The 17566-nt window shown below is 66.3% G+C and carries 11 protein-coding genes and 1 tRNA gene; 3 read left to right on the top strand and 9 right to left on the bottom strand.

Annotation, left to right across the window (positions count from 1 at the left end; translation table 11 throughout):
* Positions 1 to 52: 52 nt before the first annotated feature.
* The 3 genes from ACYVDN_RS00240 (at position 53) to ACYVDN_RS00230 (ending at position 5135) form a co-directional block, all read left to right on the top strand.
* Positions 53 to 2548, top strand: coding sequence for a transglycosylase domain-containing protein (locus ACYVDN_RS00240; protein ID WP_460567266.1), 2496 nt, complete (start codon positions 53 to 55; stop codon positions 2546 to 2548).
* Positions 2549 to 2694: 146 nt separating this feature from the next.
* The gene (locus tag ACYVDN_RS00235) at positions 2695 to 4995 is read left to right on the top strand and encodes a transglycosylase domain-containing protein (protein WP_460567264.1); all 2301 of its coding nucleotides are present in this window, start codon (positions 2695 to 2697) and stop codon (positions 4993 to 4995) included.
* Between the two features lie 66 nt (positions 4996 to 5061).
* Positions 5062 to 5135 (top strand) — tRNA-Pro (locus tag ACYVDN_RS00230).
* 195 nt (positions 5136 to 5330) lie between these two features.
* Here the strand turns inward: ACYVDN_RS00230 and ACYVDN_RS00225 are convergent.
* From ACYVDN_RS00225 to ACYVDN_RS00185, 9 genes are all read right to left on the bottom strand, one after another.
* A complete protein-coding gene (locus ACYVDN_RS00225; RefSeq protein WP_460567262.1) occupies positions 5331 to 5666 on the bottom strand; it encodes a Rieske (2Fe-2S) protein in 336 nt (111 codons plus the stop codon).
* Between the two features lie 181 nt (positions 5667 to 5847).
* A complete protein-coding gene (locus ACYVDN_RS00220) occupies positions 5848 to 6864 on the bottom strand; it encodes an LLM class flavin-dependent oxidoreductase (protein ID WP_460567260.1) in 1017 nt (338 codons plus the stop codon).
* A gap of 220 nt (positions 6865 to 7084) precedes the next feature.
* Positions 7085 to 7765 carry a thymidine kinase gene (locus ACYVDN_RS00215; protein WP_460567258.1) on the bottom strand — a complete coding sequence of 227 codons (681 nt, stop codon included), beginning with the start codon at positions 7763 to 7765 and terminating at the stop codon, positions 7085 to 7087.
* Between the two features lie 20 nt (positions 7766 to 7785).
* Positions 7786 to 8439 carry a DNA-binding response regulator gene (locus ACYVDN_RS00210; RefSeq protein ID WP_460567256.1) on the bottom strand — a complete coding sequence of 218 codons (654 nt, stop codon included), beginning with the start codon at positions 8437 to 8439 and terminating at the stop codon, positions 7786 to 7788.
* Entirely contained in the window at positions 8426 to 9580 is a 1155-nt protein-coding gene (locus ACYVDN_RS00205) for a hypothetical protein (protein ID WP_460567254.1), read from the bottom strand. Before ACYVDN_RS00205 ends, ACYVDN_RS00210 begins: the two co-directional genes overlap by 14 nt.
* A gap of 2 nt (positions 9581 to 9582) precedes the next feature.
* Complete coding sequence (locus tag ACYVDN_RS00200; protein ID WP_460567252.1) at positions 9583 to 10788, bottom strand: sensor histidine kinase; 1206 nt, start codon at positions 10786 to 10788, stop codon at positions 9583 to 9585.
* A gap of 110 nt (positions 10789 to 10898) precedes the next feature.
* Positions 10899 to 13037: an intein-containing Rv2578c family radical SAM protein gene (locus ACYVDN_RS00195; RefSeq protein ID WP_460567250.1), complete on the bottom strand. Its 2139-nt coding sequence runs from the start codon at positions 13035 to 13037 to the stop codon at positions 10899 to 10901.
* Positions 13038 to 13178: 141 nt separating this feature from the next.
* Entirely contained in the window at positions 13179 to 15620 is a 2442-nt protein-coding gene (locus ACYVDN_RS00190; protein ID WP_460567248.1) for a lamin tail domain-containing protein, read from the bottom strand.
* A 67-nt stretch (positions 15621 to 15687) separates the two neighbouring features.
* Complete coding sequence (locus ACYVDN_RS00185) at positions 15688 to 17532, bottom strand: ABC-F family ATP-binding cassette domain-containing protein (RefSeq protein WP_460567246.1); 1845 nt, start codon at positions 17530 to 17532, stop codon at positions 15688 to 15690.
* Between the last annotated feature and the right edge of the window lie 34 nt (positions 17533 to 17566).

The raw sequence follows: 17566 nt of genomic DNA, 5'->3' as shown, positions 1-17566 counted from the left end.
GGCATAGCCTTCGTCCACGGGGTGGCCAGAGAGGTCACCTAGCGTTCTGAGGGTGATCTCGAAACGCACCATGGGGGCTCTCGGCGCGTTCGTCGGAATGAGTGTGATCGCCGGAATTCTCGTCACCGTCGCGGTGACTCCTACGGCAGCCGTCACCTCGCTCGCTGTGAGCGACGCGACGAACACCTTCGACGGGCTCCCCGACTACCTCGCCCTGCAACCGCTCGACCAGACCAGCACCTTCTACGCCTCCAAGGGCGGCCAGGAGGTGCCGATCGCCACGTTCTACGCGCAGAACCGCGAAGACGTGTCGTGGAAGCAGATCGCGCAGACGGTGAAGGATGGGGCGGTCGACACCGAGGACCCCCGGTTCTACACCGAGGGCGGCATCGACATCTACGGCACACTGCGCGGTGCGCTGGCGACCTCGTCGGGCAGTTCCGTGCAGGGCGGCTCGTCGATCACCCAGCAGTACGTGAAGAACATCCTGGTGCAGCGCTGCGACGAGCAGGACCAGGTCAACCCCGATGCCTCGGCGAAGGTGCAGGCCAAGCAGCAGAAGACCTTCGAGAGCTGCTATCAGGATGCCGCAGGCGTGACGATCTCGCGCAAGATCCAGGAGATCCGCTACGCGATGGGCCTGAGCAAGAAGTACACGAAGCAAGACATCCTGCAGTCCTACCTCAACATCGTCGGCTTCGGCGGCGAGATCTACGGTGTGCAGGCCGCCGCGAAGTACTACTTCGACGTGAACGCCAGTCAGCTGACGCTCGATCAGTCGGCCACGCTCGTGGCGATCCTGAACAACCCGAACTACCTGCGCATCGACGACCAGGCGATCAAGCCCGATTCGTCGGCGCAGGACAACGACGCGAAGAACGGCTACGCGGCCACAAAGGCACGCCGTGACTACGTTCTGCAGCGGATGCTCGTGCACCACTCGATCTCGGAGACCGAGTACAAGAAGGCGATCACCGCGCCGATCACGCCCAAGATCACACCACTGCAATCCGGATGCCAGTCCGCGGTCGCCTACGATGCCGGGTTCTTCTGCGACTACGTCGAGCACGTTCTGCTCCAGGATCCGACGTTCGGCAAGACGGCGGACGAGCGCGCACTGAAGTTCCAGCAGGGTGGCCTCAACGTCTACACGACCCTCAACCTCGACCTGCAGAACACCGCGCAGAGCGCGTTGAGCACGTGGGTTCCCGCGACCGATCCGCAGGTGGACATCGGTGGCGCGAACGTCTCGGTCGAAGTAGGAACGGGCCGCATCACCACGATGGTCGAGAACAAGACCTACGACAGCGCGGGCACCGGCGACCCGTCGACGACGGCCGTCAACTACAACACGGACTACGACTACGGAGGCTCGGCCGGTTTCCAGACCGGGTCGTCGTTCAAGGCTTTCGACCTCGCGGCGTGGCTCGAGGCGGGTCACACCGCCACCGAGGACGTGGACGCACACTATTCCGGCTACGACTTTCCGCTGGACGAGTTCACGGCGTCGTGCCAGGGCGGCCAGCTGAGCGGAAGTCCGTACCAGGTCTACAACAACGAGTCATCCGAGGGCGGTGAGATGAGCGTGCTGAACGCCACGGAGCAGTCCGTGAACACGGCGTTCATGCAGATGGCGACGCAGCTCGACCTGTGCAACATCGCGAAGGTGGCCGAAGCCCTCGGGGTGCACTCGGCATCGCCGACGATCAACCCGTTCCAGATCGTGCCATCGATGGTCATCGGCACCAACTACATCTCGCCGCTGACCATGGCTACCGCCTACGCGGGCATCGCGAACAACGGCGTGTTCTGCACCAACGTCGCGATCGACAAGATCACGACGACCACGGGCGGGAGCGTCGCCGTTCCGAAGTCGACCTGCACGCAGGCCATCCCTCCGACGGTCGCAGCAGCGATGGCGTGGACGCTCGAGCACGTGATCACCGACGGCACGGCAACTTCGGCGGATCCGTACGACGGCACACCGATCCTGGCGAAGACGGGCACGACCGACAACTACGAGCAGAACTGGCTCGTGACCTCGAGTTCCAAGGTCGCCAACGCGATCTGGGTCGGCCAGATCTCGGGCTCCGACAACCTGCAGTACTACGACTTCAACGGATCGGAGCTCGCGAACGCCAAGTTCTACGCGGCGCGCACCATTCTGCAGGCACTCGACAGCGCGTACGGCGGCGTCGAGTTCGCCACTCCGCCGAGCTCGCTGTTGTACGGCGCGACGACGTCGCCGTATTCCACCCAGCAGAACTCCGGCGGTAACGGCGCGGGCAACGGCGGCACCGGCACCGGATCGGGCACGACACCGGGCACGGGAGGAAACGGGAACGGAGCGGGCAACGGAAACGGCGCAGGGACAGGCGGCACAGGGACGGGCGGCACAGGGGGCACCGGCACGGGCGGCACTGGCGGGACCGGCACGGGAGCTGGCACCGGGACGGGCACCGGCGGAACAGGCACCGGGACGGGAACCGGAACTGGCACCGGCACGGGGACGGGCACCGGCGCGAATCCGCCGTCGACGGGCGGATGAGCCGCGAGCGACCGTTCGCCGGTCATCCTTCGTCACGTGACGGACGCATCGGCGAGGTACGTCGCGGGAGCGGGCCTCGCCAGCGTACCCTCGAAAGGGTGACATCACCTGGCCGAGCCCTAGGCGCTCTCGGAGGATTCATCGCGATGAGTGCGGTCGCGGCCACGCTCATGGTCGCAGCCGTCACGCCTGCCGCAGCGGTGACGTCTCTTGCCGTCAGCAACGCAACGGGCGTGTTCGACGGCCTGCCCGACTACCTCGCCCCGCAGCCTCTTGATCAGACCACGACTTTCTATGCGGACAAGGGCGGCAAGCAGGTGCCGATCGCCACGTTCTATGCGCAGAACCGTGAGGACGTTGCGTGGCCGGCCATCGCGCAGTCCGTCAAGGATGCCGCCGTCGCGACCGAGGATCCCCGGTTCTACAGCGAGGGCGGCATCGACCTGTACGGCACGGTACGTGGTGCGCTGTCGACGGCATCCGGAAAGGATGTGCAGGGCGGCTCATCCATCACGCAGCAGTATGTGAAGAACATCCTCGTTCAGCGGTGCGATGAGGAGGATGCGGTCGATCCCGAGGCCACTGCTGCGGTTCAAAAGACGCAGGAGGCCAAGTTCGAGGCCTGCTACCGCGATGCCGCCGGTGTCACCGTGCAGCGCAAGCTGCAGGAGATCCGCTTCGCGATCGGGCTAGACAAGCGGTACAGCAAAGACCAGATTCTGCTCAGCTATCTGAACATCGTCGGCTTCGGCGGGCAGGTGTACGGCATTCAGGCGGCCGCCGAGTACTACTTCGGGGTCGACGCCAAGTCCCTGACCCTCCCCCAGGCGGCGACGCTGATCGCGATCCTGAACAATCCGAACTATCTGCGTATCGACGACCAGTCGATCAAGCCGAGCAACAACGCGCTCGACAACACGGCCAAGAACGGCTTCGCTGCTGCGAAGGACCGCAGGGACTACGTGCTCAGCCGCATGCTGCACAACCACACGATCACCAAAGACCAGTACACCCAGGCCGTCGCGACCAAGGTCGTGCCGAAGATCACGCCGAAGGTGTCGGGATGCACGAGCGCAGTCGCCTACGATGCCGGGTTCTTCTGCGACTACGTCGAGCGCACGATTCTGCAGAACCCTGCGTTCGGCAAGACCGCGACCCAACGTGAAGATCTCTTCCAGCAGGGTGGTCTCAAGGTCTACACCTCCCTGAACCTCGACCTGCAGAATGTCGCACAGGCGGCGATCAGCAGCTACATCCCGCCGGTCTATCCGGGCCTCGATCTCGGTGCGGCGAACGTGTCGATGGAAGTCGGCACCGGTCGCGTCGTCACGATGGCGGAGAACAAGTCGTACGACGACAGCGGCAATGCGCCGCCGGGCGCCACCGCCCTGAACTACACGACCGACAACGACTTCGGCGGATCGAACGGCTTTCAGACGGGGTCGTCGTTCAAAGCCTTCGACCTGATCGCGTGGCTCGAGGCGGGGCACACCCTCTACGAGAATGTCAACGCGAACGTGCATTCGTTCCCCGAGTCGGAGTTCGCGACCTGCGGCGACGGATTCGGCAATGTCGTGTGGCCGGTCGCCAACGACGAATCCTCTGAGGGCGGCACCATGTCGGTGCTGCAGGCAACCGAGGAGTCGGTCAACACCGCGTTCGCGATGATGGGTACCAAGCTCAACCTCTGCAACATCTCGAACGCTGCCACCGCCCTCGGCGTGCACTCGGCCAACCCCGAGGTGAACCCGTGGGTGATCAATCCGCCGATGATCATCGGAACGAACTACGTCGCACCGCTGACGATGGCGACCGCATACGCAGGTATCGCCAACGGCGGCAAGATGTGCACGCCGATCGCGATCGACAAGGTCATCGACTCGAGCGGCGCATCGATGGCCGTTCCGAAGACGACCTGTACGCAGGCCATCCCACCGAACGTCGCGGCCACTGTCGCGTGGGCCCTTCAGCACGTGCTCACCGCGGGCACGGCCGTGAGCGCGAACCCGAACGACGGCATCCCGATCATGGGCAAGACGGGTACCACGGACTACGCAACCGAGAACTGGCTGGTCACCTCGACCAGCAAGGTCGCCCAGGCCACGTGGCTCGGGCTCATCTCCGGGCAGGCCGACATGCACTTCGTGTACTTCAACGGCGTGCAGGGCAACAACGTGAAGTTCCCTGTGGTGAAACAGATCCAGACGGCGCTGGACCAGGCGTACGGGGGCGTGGGCTTCCCGCCACCCGACAACAACTTGATCTATGGAGTCGCGCGGTCTGCTCCGCCCGCGCCGAACCCGCCGGGCAACGGCGGAGGCCAGGGCAACGGCGGAGGCCAGGGCAACGGCGGAGGCGGCGCACCGCCGGCCGGAGGGACCCCAGGAGGCGGAGGCGGTACCGGCAAGGGCGGCGGCGGCGGCGGCCACGGCGGTGGACAGGGCTGAGCGGCCGCCTGCTGGTCATCGGGCACCCGGGCAGCGTGTATTCTTATGGAGGCCATTCGAGGCCACCGGGGTGTGGCGCAGCTTGGTAGCGCGCTTCGTTCGGGACGAAGAGGCCGCAGGTTCAAATCCTGTCACCCCGACGTAATACGCAAGAAGGCCCGGTCATTGACCGGGCCTTCTTGCGTACTACTCGCAGCTGTCGGGCGGGGTCCCCATGTCTTCACTACGGAAGCCCGAGCCCCAAGGCGGGGTACCCAACCATGCAAGAAGGGCCCGGTCGCTCACACCGGGCCCTTTTTCCTATCGCACGCGCCGATCAGTGCGTGGGTGCGCTATCAGACACGCACGTGGATGCGGCCGCCCTCTTCCTTCACCTCGTAGGTGCGCAAGCGGTCGGCTTTGACGGGGCCGGACGTCCACTCGCCCGTTTTCAGATCGAACTGGGCGCCGTCGCACTGGCTCATGATCTCGCGGCCCTTGAGCAGACCTGCGCTCAGGGGGCAGGGTCCGTTCTTGCTTTCGTACATGTCGTCGAACGCGTAGAGGGCTCCGTTGACCCTCGCGACCGCGATCCGCAGCTTCAGGTCGTCGATGTAGTAGGGGCTCACCCAGGCCTCTGGCAGCTCGTCACCCGAGCCGATGTCGCGAAAGCTTGGAGTCTCAGTGGTCATCGCGTCTCCTCAGATGCGGTCGTCTCGCTGAGGCCACGCAGCGACGCACATTCGTCTGACCGTCACGACAGGTCTACTCCTCGCGGCATTCGGCGGAATCATGCAGATCGCGTGAATGACGCGAGAGATCTGACAAGCGGCCAGAGAAGGAGAAGGACGAAAATGAAGGGAGCCGAGACTGTCAGTCGGCGAAGAGATCGGCAACGATCTCCAGAGAGCGGGCACGGGCATCCGGCTCGGCGGCACCCGATGCGATCATCAGCTCGTCCGCTTCGGTGGAGCGCAACAGGGACGCCAGGCGATCGCGCACGACATCCGGCGTGCCGAGAGCCTGACGCGCGTTGCGCTGAGCAATGAAGTCCAGCTCCAGCTGGCTGAACTCGTAGCGGGATGCCTCCTCGACCGACACCGGCTCGGGTTTCTGGCCGCGCCGCATCTGCAAGAACGAGAGGGCGGATGGCAGCGACTGCAGGCGCACCTGCTCGGGGTCGGCATCCGCGACGACGTTCACCGCGATCATGGCGTGGGGCCTGTCGAGGGTGGAGCTCGGCTGGAAGCGATCGCGGTAGAGCGCCAGTGCCTCCTCGGTGTGCTCGCCGGCGAAGTGGTGCGCGAACGCGAAGGGAAGGCCGAGAGCGGCAGCGACTTGAGCGCTGTAGCCGCTCGAGCCGAGCAGCCAGACCTCGGGCTGATCGCCTAGGCCGGGCACGGCGCGCAGACCGGCGAGGGGGTCGTTCGGACCGAACCCTCCGGTGAAGAAGCCGAGCAGGTCGAGAAGCTGCTGCGGGAAGTCCTCCGCGCCGAGCGCGTCGGGGCTGCGACGAAGCGCCGCAGCGGTGGCCTGGTCGGTTCCCGGGGCGCGACCGATGCCGAGGTCGATACGGTCGCCGTAGAGTGCGCGCAATGTGCCGAACTGCTCAGCGACCACGAGCGGAGCGTGGTTCGGCAGCATCACTCCGCCGCTGCCCACCCTGATGCCCTCTGTGCGTGCAGCGATCGCCGCGATCAGCACCGCCGGCGCACTGGATGCCACCGCAGGCATACCGTGATGCTCGGCGACCCAGAACCGCTGATAGCCGAGCCGCTCGGCGAGCTGAGCGAGACCGATGCTGCCCGCCACGGCATCCGCATTGGTCTGGCCGGCTCCACGGCCGGCGAGATCGAGCACGTTCAGGGGCACACGGCGAAGTTCGGTCACACCAAGGTGCAACGTAGCAGCGTCGGCGGGATTCCCATCAGCCTCGCGGGTTGAGGAGCTCGCGGCACAGTCGCGCGCGTCTCGAAACCCGATGCCTGCGTGGGCGGGTTTCGAGACGCGCGCCTCGCGTGCTCCTCAACCCACGGTGAGACGCGCGCTTCGCGTGCTCCTCAACCCACGGTAAGACGCGCGCTTCGCGTGCTCAGGGCCACGGTGGGGCCTACGTGAAGTCGGGGTCCGGCTCGCTCTCGTAGGCCGCCGCCGCGCCGTTCAAGGGCCAACGGCGGCGTCCGTTGTTGAGCACACCGCCGCTCTCCTGCAGGTAGCAGGCGCCGCACAGCGACTGGTAGACGACGTCATCCCCATCCTCGATCGCGACCTGGTCTCCATCGAACACGAACACGCCGTTGATGGTGCGCGCATTGAAGATGGCCTTGCGACCGCAGCGGCAGATGGTCTTGAGCTCTTCGAGGCTGTGAGCCACCTCGAGCAGACGTCGACTGCCGGGGAACGCCACCGTCTGGAAGTCCGTGCGGATGCCATATGCCAGCACGGGAATGTCTTCGAGGATCGCAATGCGCAACAGGTCGTCCACCTGCGCCTCGCTGAGGAACTGCGCCTCGTCGATGAGGAGACAGCTGACATCCCGACCGAAACGCGAGACGGTGCGCTCCCGTTGGATCTGGAACCTGTGGTAGAGATCGGCGTCGGCACCGATCACGAAGTCGGCATCACGCGTCACCCCGAGACGCGACACGATTCCCGCGTCGCCCTTCGTGTCGACGGACGGCTTCGCCAGCAGAACGCGGTGCCCGCGCTCCTCGTAGTTGTAGGCGGCCTGCAGGAGCGCCGTGCTCTTGCCGCTGTTCATCGCCCCGAACCGGAAGTACAGTTTCGCCACCCCGCCATCGTAGAGGCGGATCAGCTCAGATACCCGTCCTCCGCGGCACGACGCACCAGGTCGTCCCTTGTGCTCGTCGGACGCCCCACCCTTCCGTACTTCTCCCGCACGCGGCGCAGGTAGGTCTTGGCGGTCTCGAACTGCACATTCATTTCGGCCGCGACCTGCGTGGTGGAGTTGCCCTCGACGTAGAGCAGGAAGGCGGTGCGCTCCCCGTCGCTGAGCTTGGGCATGGCTGTGGCCGGCGTTGCGGGGACGGCGTTCGACGTGTGGTCCGGCTCGTTATCCGTCAGCCCCATGACCGACTTGGCGACGGCCATCACGTCGCGAACGGGCTGTGCCTTCGAGAGGAACGCCCGTGCCCCGGCGTTCATGCATCTCTCACGCTCCTCCGGCGTGTCCAGCGCGGTGAGCACGATCACCGCAGCGCCGGCCGCCCTGCAGGTACGGACGCGCGCTTCGATGGACACCTTCTCTCCGAGGTTCAGGTCCATGAGCACCAAGTCGGTGGGAAAGGCCGGCGAGTGCACGAGCTGCACCCAGCTGGATGCCGCGACGGCGAGCTCGAACAGCGGCTCCCGCTCGCTGATCCAGTTCGACAGGCTGTCGAGCAGCACCTCGTGGTCGTCGAGGATGCCGACGCGCACGAGTCCGCGCGCCTCATGCGGCCTCAAAGCCGAACCTCACCGTCATGGTCGTTCCAACCTTCGTAGATGTGGCGTCGCCGCTGAGCGACCGGAGAACGCTGAAGAACGGGCGGATGGCGCGCCGTGCCCGACGCCACTCCGTGACGCCGTCGATGTGCAGGTCGAATCGTGCCCGCTCGGACGATTCCGCCGTTGGTGTGCGCGACACCGAGATAGCCGTGCTCGACGGATCGATCAGACCGAGGCGCACCAGTTCCATCAGGCATGCGCTGACCACGGCGCGCTCCTGTGCGGGCAGGTGAAGCGCGAGACGGGCGGGATCGTTGATGCTGCCATCCCTCATGCCGGTCTCGAGGGCGAGCCGGTCCAGCCAGGTTGTTCCCGCCTGCTGCAACGCGCGCTCGCGCAACCACGCCGCAGTACGGGCCGCCGCCTCGATGTCGCCCTCGGTGACCCGTCCCTTCGCGGCGACCGACGCGAGAAGCGGCAGGGTCAGCTCGCGCAGTTCGGCCAGCTGGGCACGATGCAACTCCGCCTCTTCGAATTGGCGGAACTCCGGCCCGAGCACACGCATCCCGGCGCGTGCCGTGAATGACCACTCCGACGCGAAACGGCTGATCACGGCGCCGCAGGTCGCCGCGACCGCAGCGAACACCAGCACCGGCGTCGCCGCGACGACGACGTAGACCCACGGTGTGTTGACGATGTGCAGTGAGCCTGCCTGCTCGGCTGCGATCAGACCGACGACCAGGGCGCTGGACGCGCCCATGACGAGAAGCTCGAGCGGCGGTCGCAGCCAGAGCAGACCGAAGATCAGCAGGCCGACGCCGACCTGGCCCCAGTCATCCTGCACCAGGCGGTTGTGGCCCCAGGTAGATGCGGCCGAGAGCAGAGCCGCAAGCACGGCCGTGGCGACGACGGCGATCGCCGCGGTGCGATTGAGGCGCGCGATGCTCGGATGAGCCGCGATAGCGAGAACCACCGCGGCACCGCACAACGCACCTATCGCGACGGCGGCCATCTCGGGGTGGATGATCTCGCTCGCGTGCATCACGCTCTGAACAATGGCGTAGGCGACGGCGAGCCCGCCCGTGAGCGGCGCGAGTGACCACGCCGCGGCGGCGCCGATCGGATCCAGCCGACCGGGAACCCGGTCAAGGGTGGGCATGATCATTCGGTCGCGCCCCCGCCCGTCCTCGGCGCGAACATCAGCACCGTCGTTCCCGCTCCCGGCTTGGAGTAGATCGACACGCTGCCGCCGACCCGCTCGATTCGGTCGACGACCGAGTGCAGAATTCCGAGACGGTCGCTACCTTGTCGGCTGATGACGGAGACGTCGAACCCGCGGCCGGGATCGACGATCAGGATGGAGACCTCGTCGTGCGAGGCAGACACGGCCAGCTCGACATTGGATTGCCCCGAGTGATTGAGCACGTTGACCAGGCACTGTCGGGCCGCAAGCCCGAGCGCGCGCCTGACTTCAGGCGGCAACTCCGCGTACGCCCGGCGGTCTCCCGTCACGTCGACGACGAGGCCGGAGTCCCGCGCGTGATCGATGGCCCGTGCGAGCTCGCTCTCGCGCCATTCGGTGCGATCGCTTACGTTGCGGCGTTCCTGAGCGCGATGAGGACCGGTGGTCCAGTGACGGATGTCGGACTCGAGCCGCTCACGCAGCTTCGGCGCCAGCGGCCCGGGCTGCGCCGTCGCCAATGCCGCCAGCTCGCTCAGGGTCGTGTCGTGCAGCTCAGCGCGCAACTCTGCCGCGACCTGGAGCCGTACCTCGTCGATGTGCTGCTCGCGCAAGGTCCTGAGGATCAACGCGTGCGCGCCGCGGTACCAGCCCCGCGTGACGCCGTGGAAGAGCAAGAGCGCCATGAAGAGCACGTAGGCGGTCAGTGAGACGGAGTCGAGGCGGAACTGTCTTCCGACGACCACCGAGGCCACGAACACGGCGAGGTCGCCCAGCCCATATGCAGCAGTCGCCCAGAGCACCCCGACGCGGGTGTCGTGCCCTGACCCGCCGATGAGCATGAGGGCGATCAGCGGCAGCGCGATCACGAAGAGGTTCGTGTTCGTGTACGAGGGCGTCTGTTGGAGCACGGCGACGGTATAGGCGAAGGTCGAGACACATCCGACGACGACGTAGGCGAGCATCGCAAGCTTGCTCTCCGTCACCATCACGACGATGACCAGAGCCGCCATCGGCAGCAGTATGCCGGCCGCCCACCACTGCACTCCCCCGATGAGGAAGAATCCCGGCGCCAGCACGGAGATGAAAGCCGCGCCAAGGCAGATCAGCGCCCCGACCTGCGTCGACGTCGCGATCGCACGGTTCCCGGCTTCACGTGCGACCTGTGCAGGCATCCCGAGAGACATCGACCAGATTATGGCACGACGCGGTCGCGACCCGTACCCCCTTCGTGTACCCCGATCAGGGCGGCAGGGCGGGCGACCCCGGAGAGCTCCAAGGAGGCAGCCCGCATTGCTCAGAAGAGGGTCAGGCGCTCCTCGGGGGCGACAGGCGCGGGCGGAGGCTCCGCAAGCATACGCACTCGCTCACCCTCGCCGTCACGCATCGCGTTCAGCGCTGCCGACCGGACGCCGCCCGTCACCGGGTCTTCTTCACCTCGAAGCAGTCCGTGCGCGGCGATCAGCGGTTTGATGCGAGCCGCCAGCCACGCGCGATACTCCTTCGGCGCATAGGTCTTAGTCGCATACATCGCCTCGTATTTCGGCACGAGTTCTGGATGCTCGCGCTCGAGCCACAGCATGAACCACTGCTTGACGCCCGGCTTGAGGTGCAGTGCGGTGTAGAGAACGGATGAGGCACCGGCATCCTTGGCCGCGGTCAGCGCAGCGTCGAGATGCGCTCGCGAATCGGTGAGATACGGGAGGATCGGCATCATGAACACGGAGCACTCCAGACCGTGTTCACGTACGGCGCGCACCGTCTCGAGCCTGGCCTTCGTGCTCGGAGTGCCGGGCTCTACTGATTTCTGCAGTTCGTCGTCGTAGACCGCGATGGACATGGCCAGGTCAACGGGAACGCGTGTGGCGGAATCCGCAATGAGGTCGAGGTCGCGCCGTAGCAGGGTGCCCTTGGTGAGGATGCTGAAGGGCGTTCCTGAGTCGGCGAGCGCCGAGATGATCTGCGGCATGAGCGCATAGCGTCCCTCGGCACGCTGGTACGGATCTGTGTTGGTGCCGAGCGCCACGGGATGTCTGGCCCAGCTCGGCTTGGCCAGTTCCTTGCGCAGCACCTCGGCGACGTTGACCTTCACGATGATCTCGCGGTCGAAGTCGGTCCCCATGTTGAGCTCGAGGTAGCGGTGCGTCGGGCGGGCGAAGCAGTTGTGGCTCACAACGCCGTTCGCGATGAAGTCGCCTGTCTCCGTCGTGATGTCGATCATGTCGAGATCGACGCCGAGATCTTCGATGGATGTCACGCGCAGGTCGGCATCGGATGTGATCGCAAGGCCGGCGAATTGCACCTTCCTCGAGATCGCTGGTACCACCAGATCGAAGAAACGGGAGCGCATCGCCAGCCCGCCCGTGACCCGTATACACACGACGCCGTTGTCGCGAGGGGCTTCCCGGACATACGTGATTCCGAATCGTTCGAGCGCCGTTTCGATGTGGGCAAGTATCGGCTCAGACTTGTTCGAGATACGCAGCACACCGCGCGAGCAGCTTCCCTCGGCATCGAAGACCCCAGCGAGGTAACCGCGACTCCACTCATCGCCCGCATCAGCGGGCCAGTCGATCAGAGCGCTGATCGCATCGAAGCTCCCCTGCCTGTTGCAGTGAATCGCCGCCATCTGCCGCCGCGTGGTCGTGGCGACAGCAAATGGTCGAGTAGTTGTACCGATGCCTTCCCGTGAGAGGTACTCGCGTGATCTGTCGAGCGCTTCGTCATCCGCCCGCGCGAGACGGAAGTACCGCACACGGTTGATCGTTCCGCTCCTTCGCACGTAGTCCCTGGCGATCATCCTGCCGTCACCGCGGATCATCCCGGTGAGGTATCCGCGGCGATACGCGCTGCTGTCCACATCGCCAACGCGAGCCGCCGACGCGCCTCCCATGCCGAAGCCCATGAGCGAATTGTTCGTGGTCAGATAGGGACGCCGGTGACGCCCAACCATCGAACCTGTGACGTGCTTCCACCCGCGTTCGGTCAGGAATCGGTGGTCGCCGCTCGCCACGATCTCTGTTCCGTCTGCAAGAGTCACCCGATGGGCTCGTTTGTGCGTATTCCAACGAGCGAGCACGCGAGACGAGGTGTAACGACGATGTCCGCCAGCCTGCCGAGTTCCCATCACGAGATCACCGACGCGCACCGACGCCAGTGGCTTTTGCCGGCCATCAGCCATGAGGATCAGGGTGTCCGGTGTCAGGCAGTAGGCACAGGCATGACTGCAGCCCCTATAGGGGTTGATGGTCCAGCCGAAGGGAAGGGCTCCGCCGCCACCTGGCACCTTGTTCAACGCTGATTTTGCGAGCACCTCGTGGAACGTGACACCCGCGAACTCAGGCGTGCGAACGGAGCGGACGAGGTTGTTCAGCTTGGCGAGGCCGGGCAGGGCATCCGCCTGCTCCACCGAGATCTCCTGACCGCTCCACCTCATGTCCTCATTCGAACATTTTTTCTAGTGATCGTCAAACACCAGTTAGTATTCATCGTCGACATGTCCACAGTGACATCCATGAAACAGCATCGCGGCCCTGCCCGCCGAAGCGAGAGGGCCGCGATGTGTTCGCGTTATCGGCTAGGCGTCGTTGCGACGAGCCCGCAGACGACGGGCCAGCATCAGGCCGGCGCCGAGCAGCAGCAGAGGTGCGGCGATCGCGACCCACGGCAGCGAGTCGGAACCCGTCGAGGCGAGGCTGTCATCGCTCGTCGTGCTTCCGCTCGTCGTGCCGCCCGCGGGGTCGCCAGAGCCAGCTGCAGCTGACGCCGCCGTCACGGTCACACCGGTGCTCGCGACCACCGTGGCCGGGTCGGCCGCCGTCGCGACGATGAGCGTGTGCGCACCGGGTGTCGTGTCGGCGGGAACCGTCGCGGTCAGCGTCAGGTTGCCGTCGGCGTCGGCCGCCGCGCCACCGATCGTGACCGGGTCGGAGTGCAGGATGACCGAGTACGTCGTTCCGGCATCCAACCCCGTCGCATCGATGGTGATCGTCCCGCCGGCCTGAACCGTGGACGGCGTCGCGGTCACGCTCGAGGTCGTCCCCGCAGGCGTACCCGGTCCCTGCGACCCGAGGTTCAGATCGCAGTCGATCGTGCCCGCCCACAGCGAGTGGCCGCCGTTGTTACCGTCGTCCGACCGGATGACACCCTTCTGTCCGTCGACGCAGGTCGTGTTCGGCTCGAGCGCGAAGCCCTCCAGGTTGTAGTCCGGGAGCCCGGTCGGCCGGTTGTAGATCTTGTCGACCGCGAAGGATCCGGTGTCATTGATCTTCAGCAACGTGGTGGAGCCGGCCGAGGTGTTGTCGGCGACCGCCCAGACACGCTGGGCGTCGGGGTCCCACTGAGTGTCGGCGATCGCCGGCATGCCGGTGTCGATCGCTGCGATGCGGTGGAACGTGCCGTCGCTGTTCAGGGCGTAGGCGTACAGGTGACCATTCTTCTCCAGTGCGAGGAAGTACAGCCCGTCGCCGTGCCCCGGGTAATCGGCGGGGTCATAGGCCTTGTGGGTGCTCTGGTCGACGAAGCCGTTCGTCGTGAGGTACGAGTCGGGCACCCAGGTGATCCCCTCGAATCCGAGGTTCGAGTCGGCACTGCCCGAGATGTCGATCGCGTCGGCGAGGTCGCCGGTCAGGACCCACTGCGTGGTCGGGTGCAGCACGACGCCCTGCTCGTTCGGGTCGACGCGCAGCACACTGTCGAGCGGAACGCCGCTCGCGGTGTTGTCGCGCTCGGTCGTCACGTAGAGGTAGCCATCCGGTCCGACGCTGATGCCCTCGGCATCCGGCTGCCCGCTGCCGCTCGGGAACACGATGTCCTTGCCGCTGCTCCAACCGTTGGTGGCGTCGGGGACCCACAGGTCGCCATCCTTCACGAGGCGGTAGATGTGGCTCTTGTTCTTCGCCGCCCACATCACGTTCGGGGTCGCCGGGTCGATGTCGAGGCCCGAGACGTCCTGACCGGAGAGCGGAGTCACGAACTCGCACTCGTTGTCAGCGACCTTCCAGTCCTGGCTGCCCGGCCACACGACGCCGCCGGGGATCGCTGGGCCGCTGCCGCTGGGAGCCTCGGTCTGGCAGGGGACCTGACCGCCGTTGTCCGGAGTGCTCGGCGGAATGATCTCGCCTGCGCATGCCGTGGCGTTGGACTCGCCGAAGCTGGACGTCGCGGTGTGAACGAAGGTGTCGGTGGCGTCGAGGCAGCTCGACCAGGTGCCGGGCTCCGCGTCGTTGTTTCCCCAGCTCACCTGGTCGACGAGTGTCGTGCCATCCGCGAGGTAGAGCCTGACGGCGTCGCCGCCGGCGCTGAGACCCTGGTTGGAGGCGAGCACGAGGTAGCCGTGTGCTGGGACGGTCGTGCCGTTGGGAGCATCGATCGGACCGGGCGTGTGCCCGCTGTCGGTCTGAGTCCACGTGGAGACGTCGATGTCGCTGTCTCCCGTATTCACCAGCTCGTAGTTGTCACTGTCGGAGCTGACCTCGTTGATCTTCACCGCCTGATACGAGATGTCGCCACCGGGGTTGCCGTCACCGGGGTTGCCGTCCCCGGGAGTGCTGGGATCAGGGTTGAGCTCATTCGGCGACGGTGCAGCCTGCTGCACGAAGTCGCCGGTGCCGTTCGGAATCCTGCCGTACGAGTCGAGGTGGAAGTCTCCCCACTCATAGGAGTCGGCCAGCGTTGTGCCGTCGGGCTCATACAGGCTCAGCAGGTCACTCTTCTTGAGTTTGAAGTCAGCGTCGTCCTCCAAGAAGACGGCACCGGGCTGGATGACCGTTCCGGAGGGAACCGTGTATGTGACCGCATTCTCTCGGCCGGTCAGCACATAGCCGGAGGCGTCGAAGGCATCCGCGCTGGTGTTGATGAGTTCGACCCAGTCGGGGGTTCCGTTGGTCTCGATCTCATTGATGCGGAGCGGGCTGGTGCTCTCGGTGGCCGATGCGGCTGCCGGGACGGCGAGTAACCCGGCGAGCACAAGGGCCGGGCCTGCTGTGAGGGCGAGTAAACCTGAGAATCTTTTCAGCACGCGCCCACCGTGGCGGCACCGGGCGAACGGTGGCCGACACGATGGGAACGGGAAGGTTAACGGACGCTCAGGGCAACCGCAGTTCGTCTCCTGACCACCTGCGACGCAGCCAGCGATCGTGGCTGGCGACCACCACCGCTCCCGGGTAGCCGCCGAGGGCATCCTCCAGCTCGCCCGCGAGCGACAACGAGAGGTGGTTCGTCGGCTCGTCGAGCAGGAACACGTGCGGTGGCTTCGCGATGATCAGCGCCAGTGCGAACCTGCGCTGCTGGCCCACCGAGAGCGAGCCGACCGGACGATCGAGGTCGCGCGGTGCCAGCAGACCCAGCGAGGTCAGCGGGAGCTGTTCGGCCCTCCGCTCCCCCATCGCCGACACGTAGAGCGACCGGGGTGTCGCCGTGGGATCGGCGAACCGCACGTCTTGTTCCAGCAGCCCGACCCGGAGCGCCTTGCGTCGAGCAACAGTTCCATCATCCGGCGCGAGGGTGCCCGCCAGCAGCCCGAGCAGCGTGGACTTTCCCGCGCCGTTCCGACCGGTGACCAGCAGCCGCGAGTCGGGTTCGACCCGCAGGCGATCGACGTGCAGCCGGCCGTCGACTCGGGCATCCGTCACCTGCACCAGCGTGCCTGCCGACTCCTCGAGGGCGTGCGATCCGCTCGGGATGCCCGCAAAGCTCAGCAGCGCAAGCGGCTTGCGCACCTGGTCGCGTTCGAGCTCGTCGAGTCTGCCCTTGGCGTTGCGCACCCGACGCGCTATCCCGGCGTCGACACGCTGCCCCTTGAAGACCCCGATGAACTTGTCGTTGTCGCGCGGAGCCCTCGTGCCGTGCGCGGAGAGACCGCGCGCCGTGACCGAGACCGAGTGCCGTAGCGCACCCAGCTCGTCCTGCTCGTCGCGGTACTGCCGCTCCCAGCGCTCACGCTCCGCCGCCTTGTGCGCGAGGTAGGCACTGAACGCGCCCTCGCCGGTGGATGGCGCGCCGAACACCGTCGCACCGTTGCCGGAAGCCTGAACGCCACGCTGCCCCTGACCGTCGCCGTGGGCGCCCGCGGCGAGCGCCGATCGCGACGGATCGAGGTCGACCAGCGCTGTGGCGACGGAGTCGAGGAACGCGCGATCGTGGCTGGCGAACAGCACAGGGCCGTCCCATCCGGCCAACTGGCGCTGCAGGAACTCCACAGCGTCGTCATCCAGGTGATTCGTCGGCTCGTCGAGCAGCAGCGCGTCCGGGCGCCGCAACAGCAGGGCCGCCATCGCGAACCTGCTGCGCTGGCCGCCGGAGACCTCGCCGAGCGTGCGATCGAGCGGGATGCCCGACACGCCGAGCCCCGCGAGCACACGGTCGCGCCGGGAGTCCACGGACCAGACATCCGCCCGTTCCGCGGCCGCGAGAGCAGCGTCGTAGCGTGCGGATGCCTGCTCGAGGTCCTGAGCATCGGATGCCTCGCCGAGAGCGATCCCGGCGGCGTCGAGTTCGCGCTCGATCGCGCGCACCTCGGCGAGCGCGTGCTCGACGAGCGAGCCGAGCGTGTCTCCGGGGGCGAAGCGCACCTCTTGCCAGAGGAATCCGGTGCGGGCGGGACGTGAGATCGCGCCCTGATCCGGCTGCTCCGCGCCAGCGATGATGCGCATCAGCGTCGACTTGCCGACGCCGTTCTCGCCGATCAGTCCGACGCGGGCGCCGGGTGGGACTGCGAGTGAGACATCCGTCAGCACGCTGCGTACGCCGTAGCTGTGCGAGACGCCGTCAGCGCGCAGGTGGTCGGCGACCGTGGCGGGAACGCGGCCCTCGACGGCGCCGGGCGTCGTCTCGATCTCCTGGCCGGATTCGATGAGCTGATTGGACTCAATGAGCTGGTTGGACTCGCTGGGCTGGGTGTACTCGGTGGAACGGTAGATGGATCGTGGCAATGTGGAACCGCCTCTCTGGCGAGCTCGCGTCGGC

This window comes from Humibacter soli, assembly GCF_054779035.1.
Note: the sequence above shows the minus strand (reverse complement) of the source record. Positions and strands in the feature narration are given on the sequence as shown.

What these genes read in the sequence shown, in the direction of transcription:
- ACYVDN_RS00235 (WP_460567264.1), top strand. Translation starts at nt 2,695, where the DNA reads ATGAGTGCGGTCGCGGCCACGCTCATGGTCGCAGCCGTCACGCCTGCC.
- ACYVDN_RS00225 (WP_460567262.1), bottom strand. Translation starts at nt 5,666, where the DNA reads ATGACCACTGAGACTCCAAGCTTTCGCGACATCGGCTCGGGTGACGAG.
- ACYVDN_RS00205 (WP_460567254.1), bottom strand. Translation starts at nt 9,580, where the DNA reads ATGCCCACCCTTGACCGGGTTCCCGGTCGGCTGGATCCGATCGGCGCC.
- ACYVDN_RS00200 (WP_460567252.1), bottom strand. Translation starts at nt 10,788, where the DNA reads ATGTCTCTCGGGATGCCTGCACAGGTCGCACGTGAAGCCGGGAACCGT.
- ACYVDN_RS00195 (WP_460567250.1), bottom strand. Translation starts at nt 13,037, where the DNA reads ATGAGGTGGAGCGGTCAGGAGATCTCGGTGGAGCAGGCGGATGCCCTG.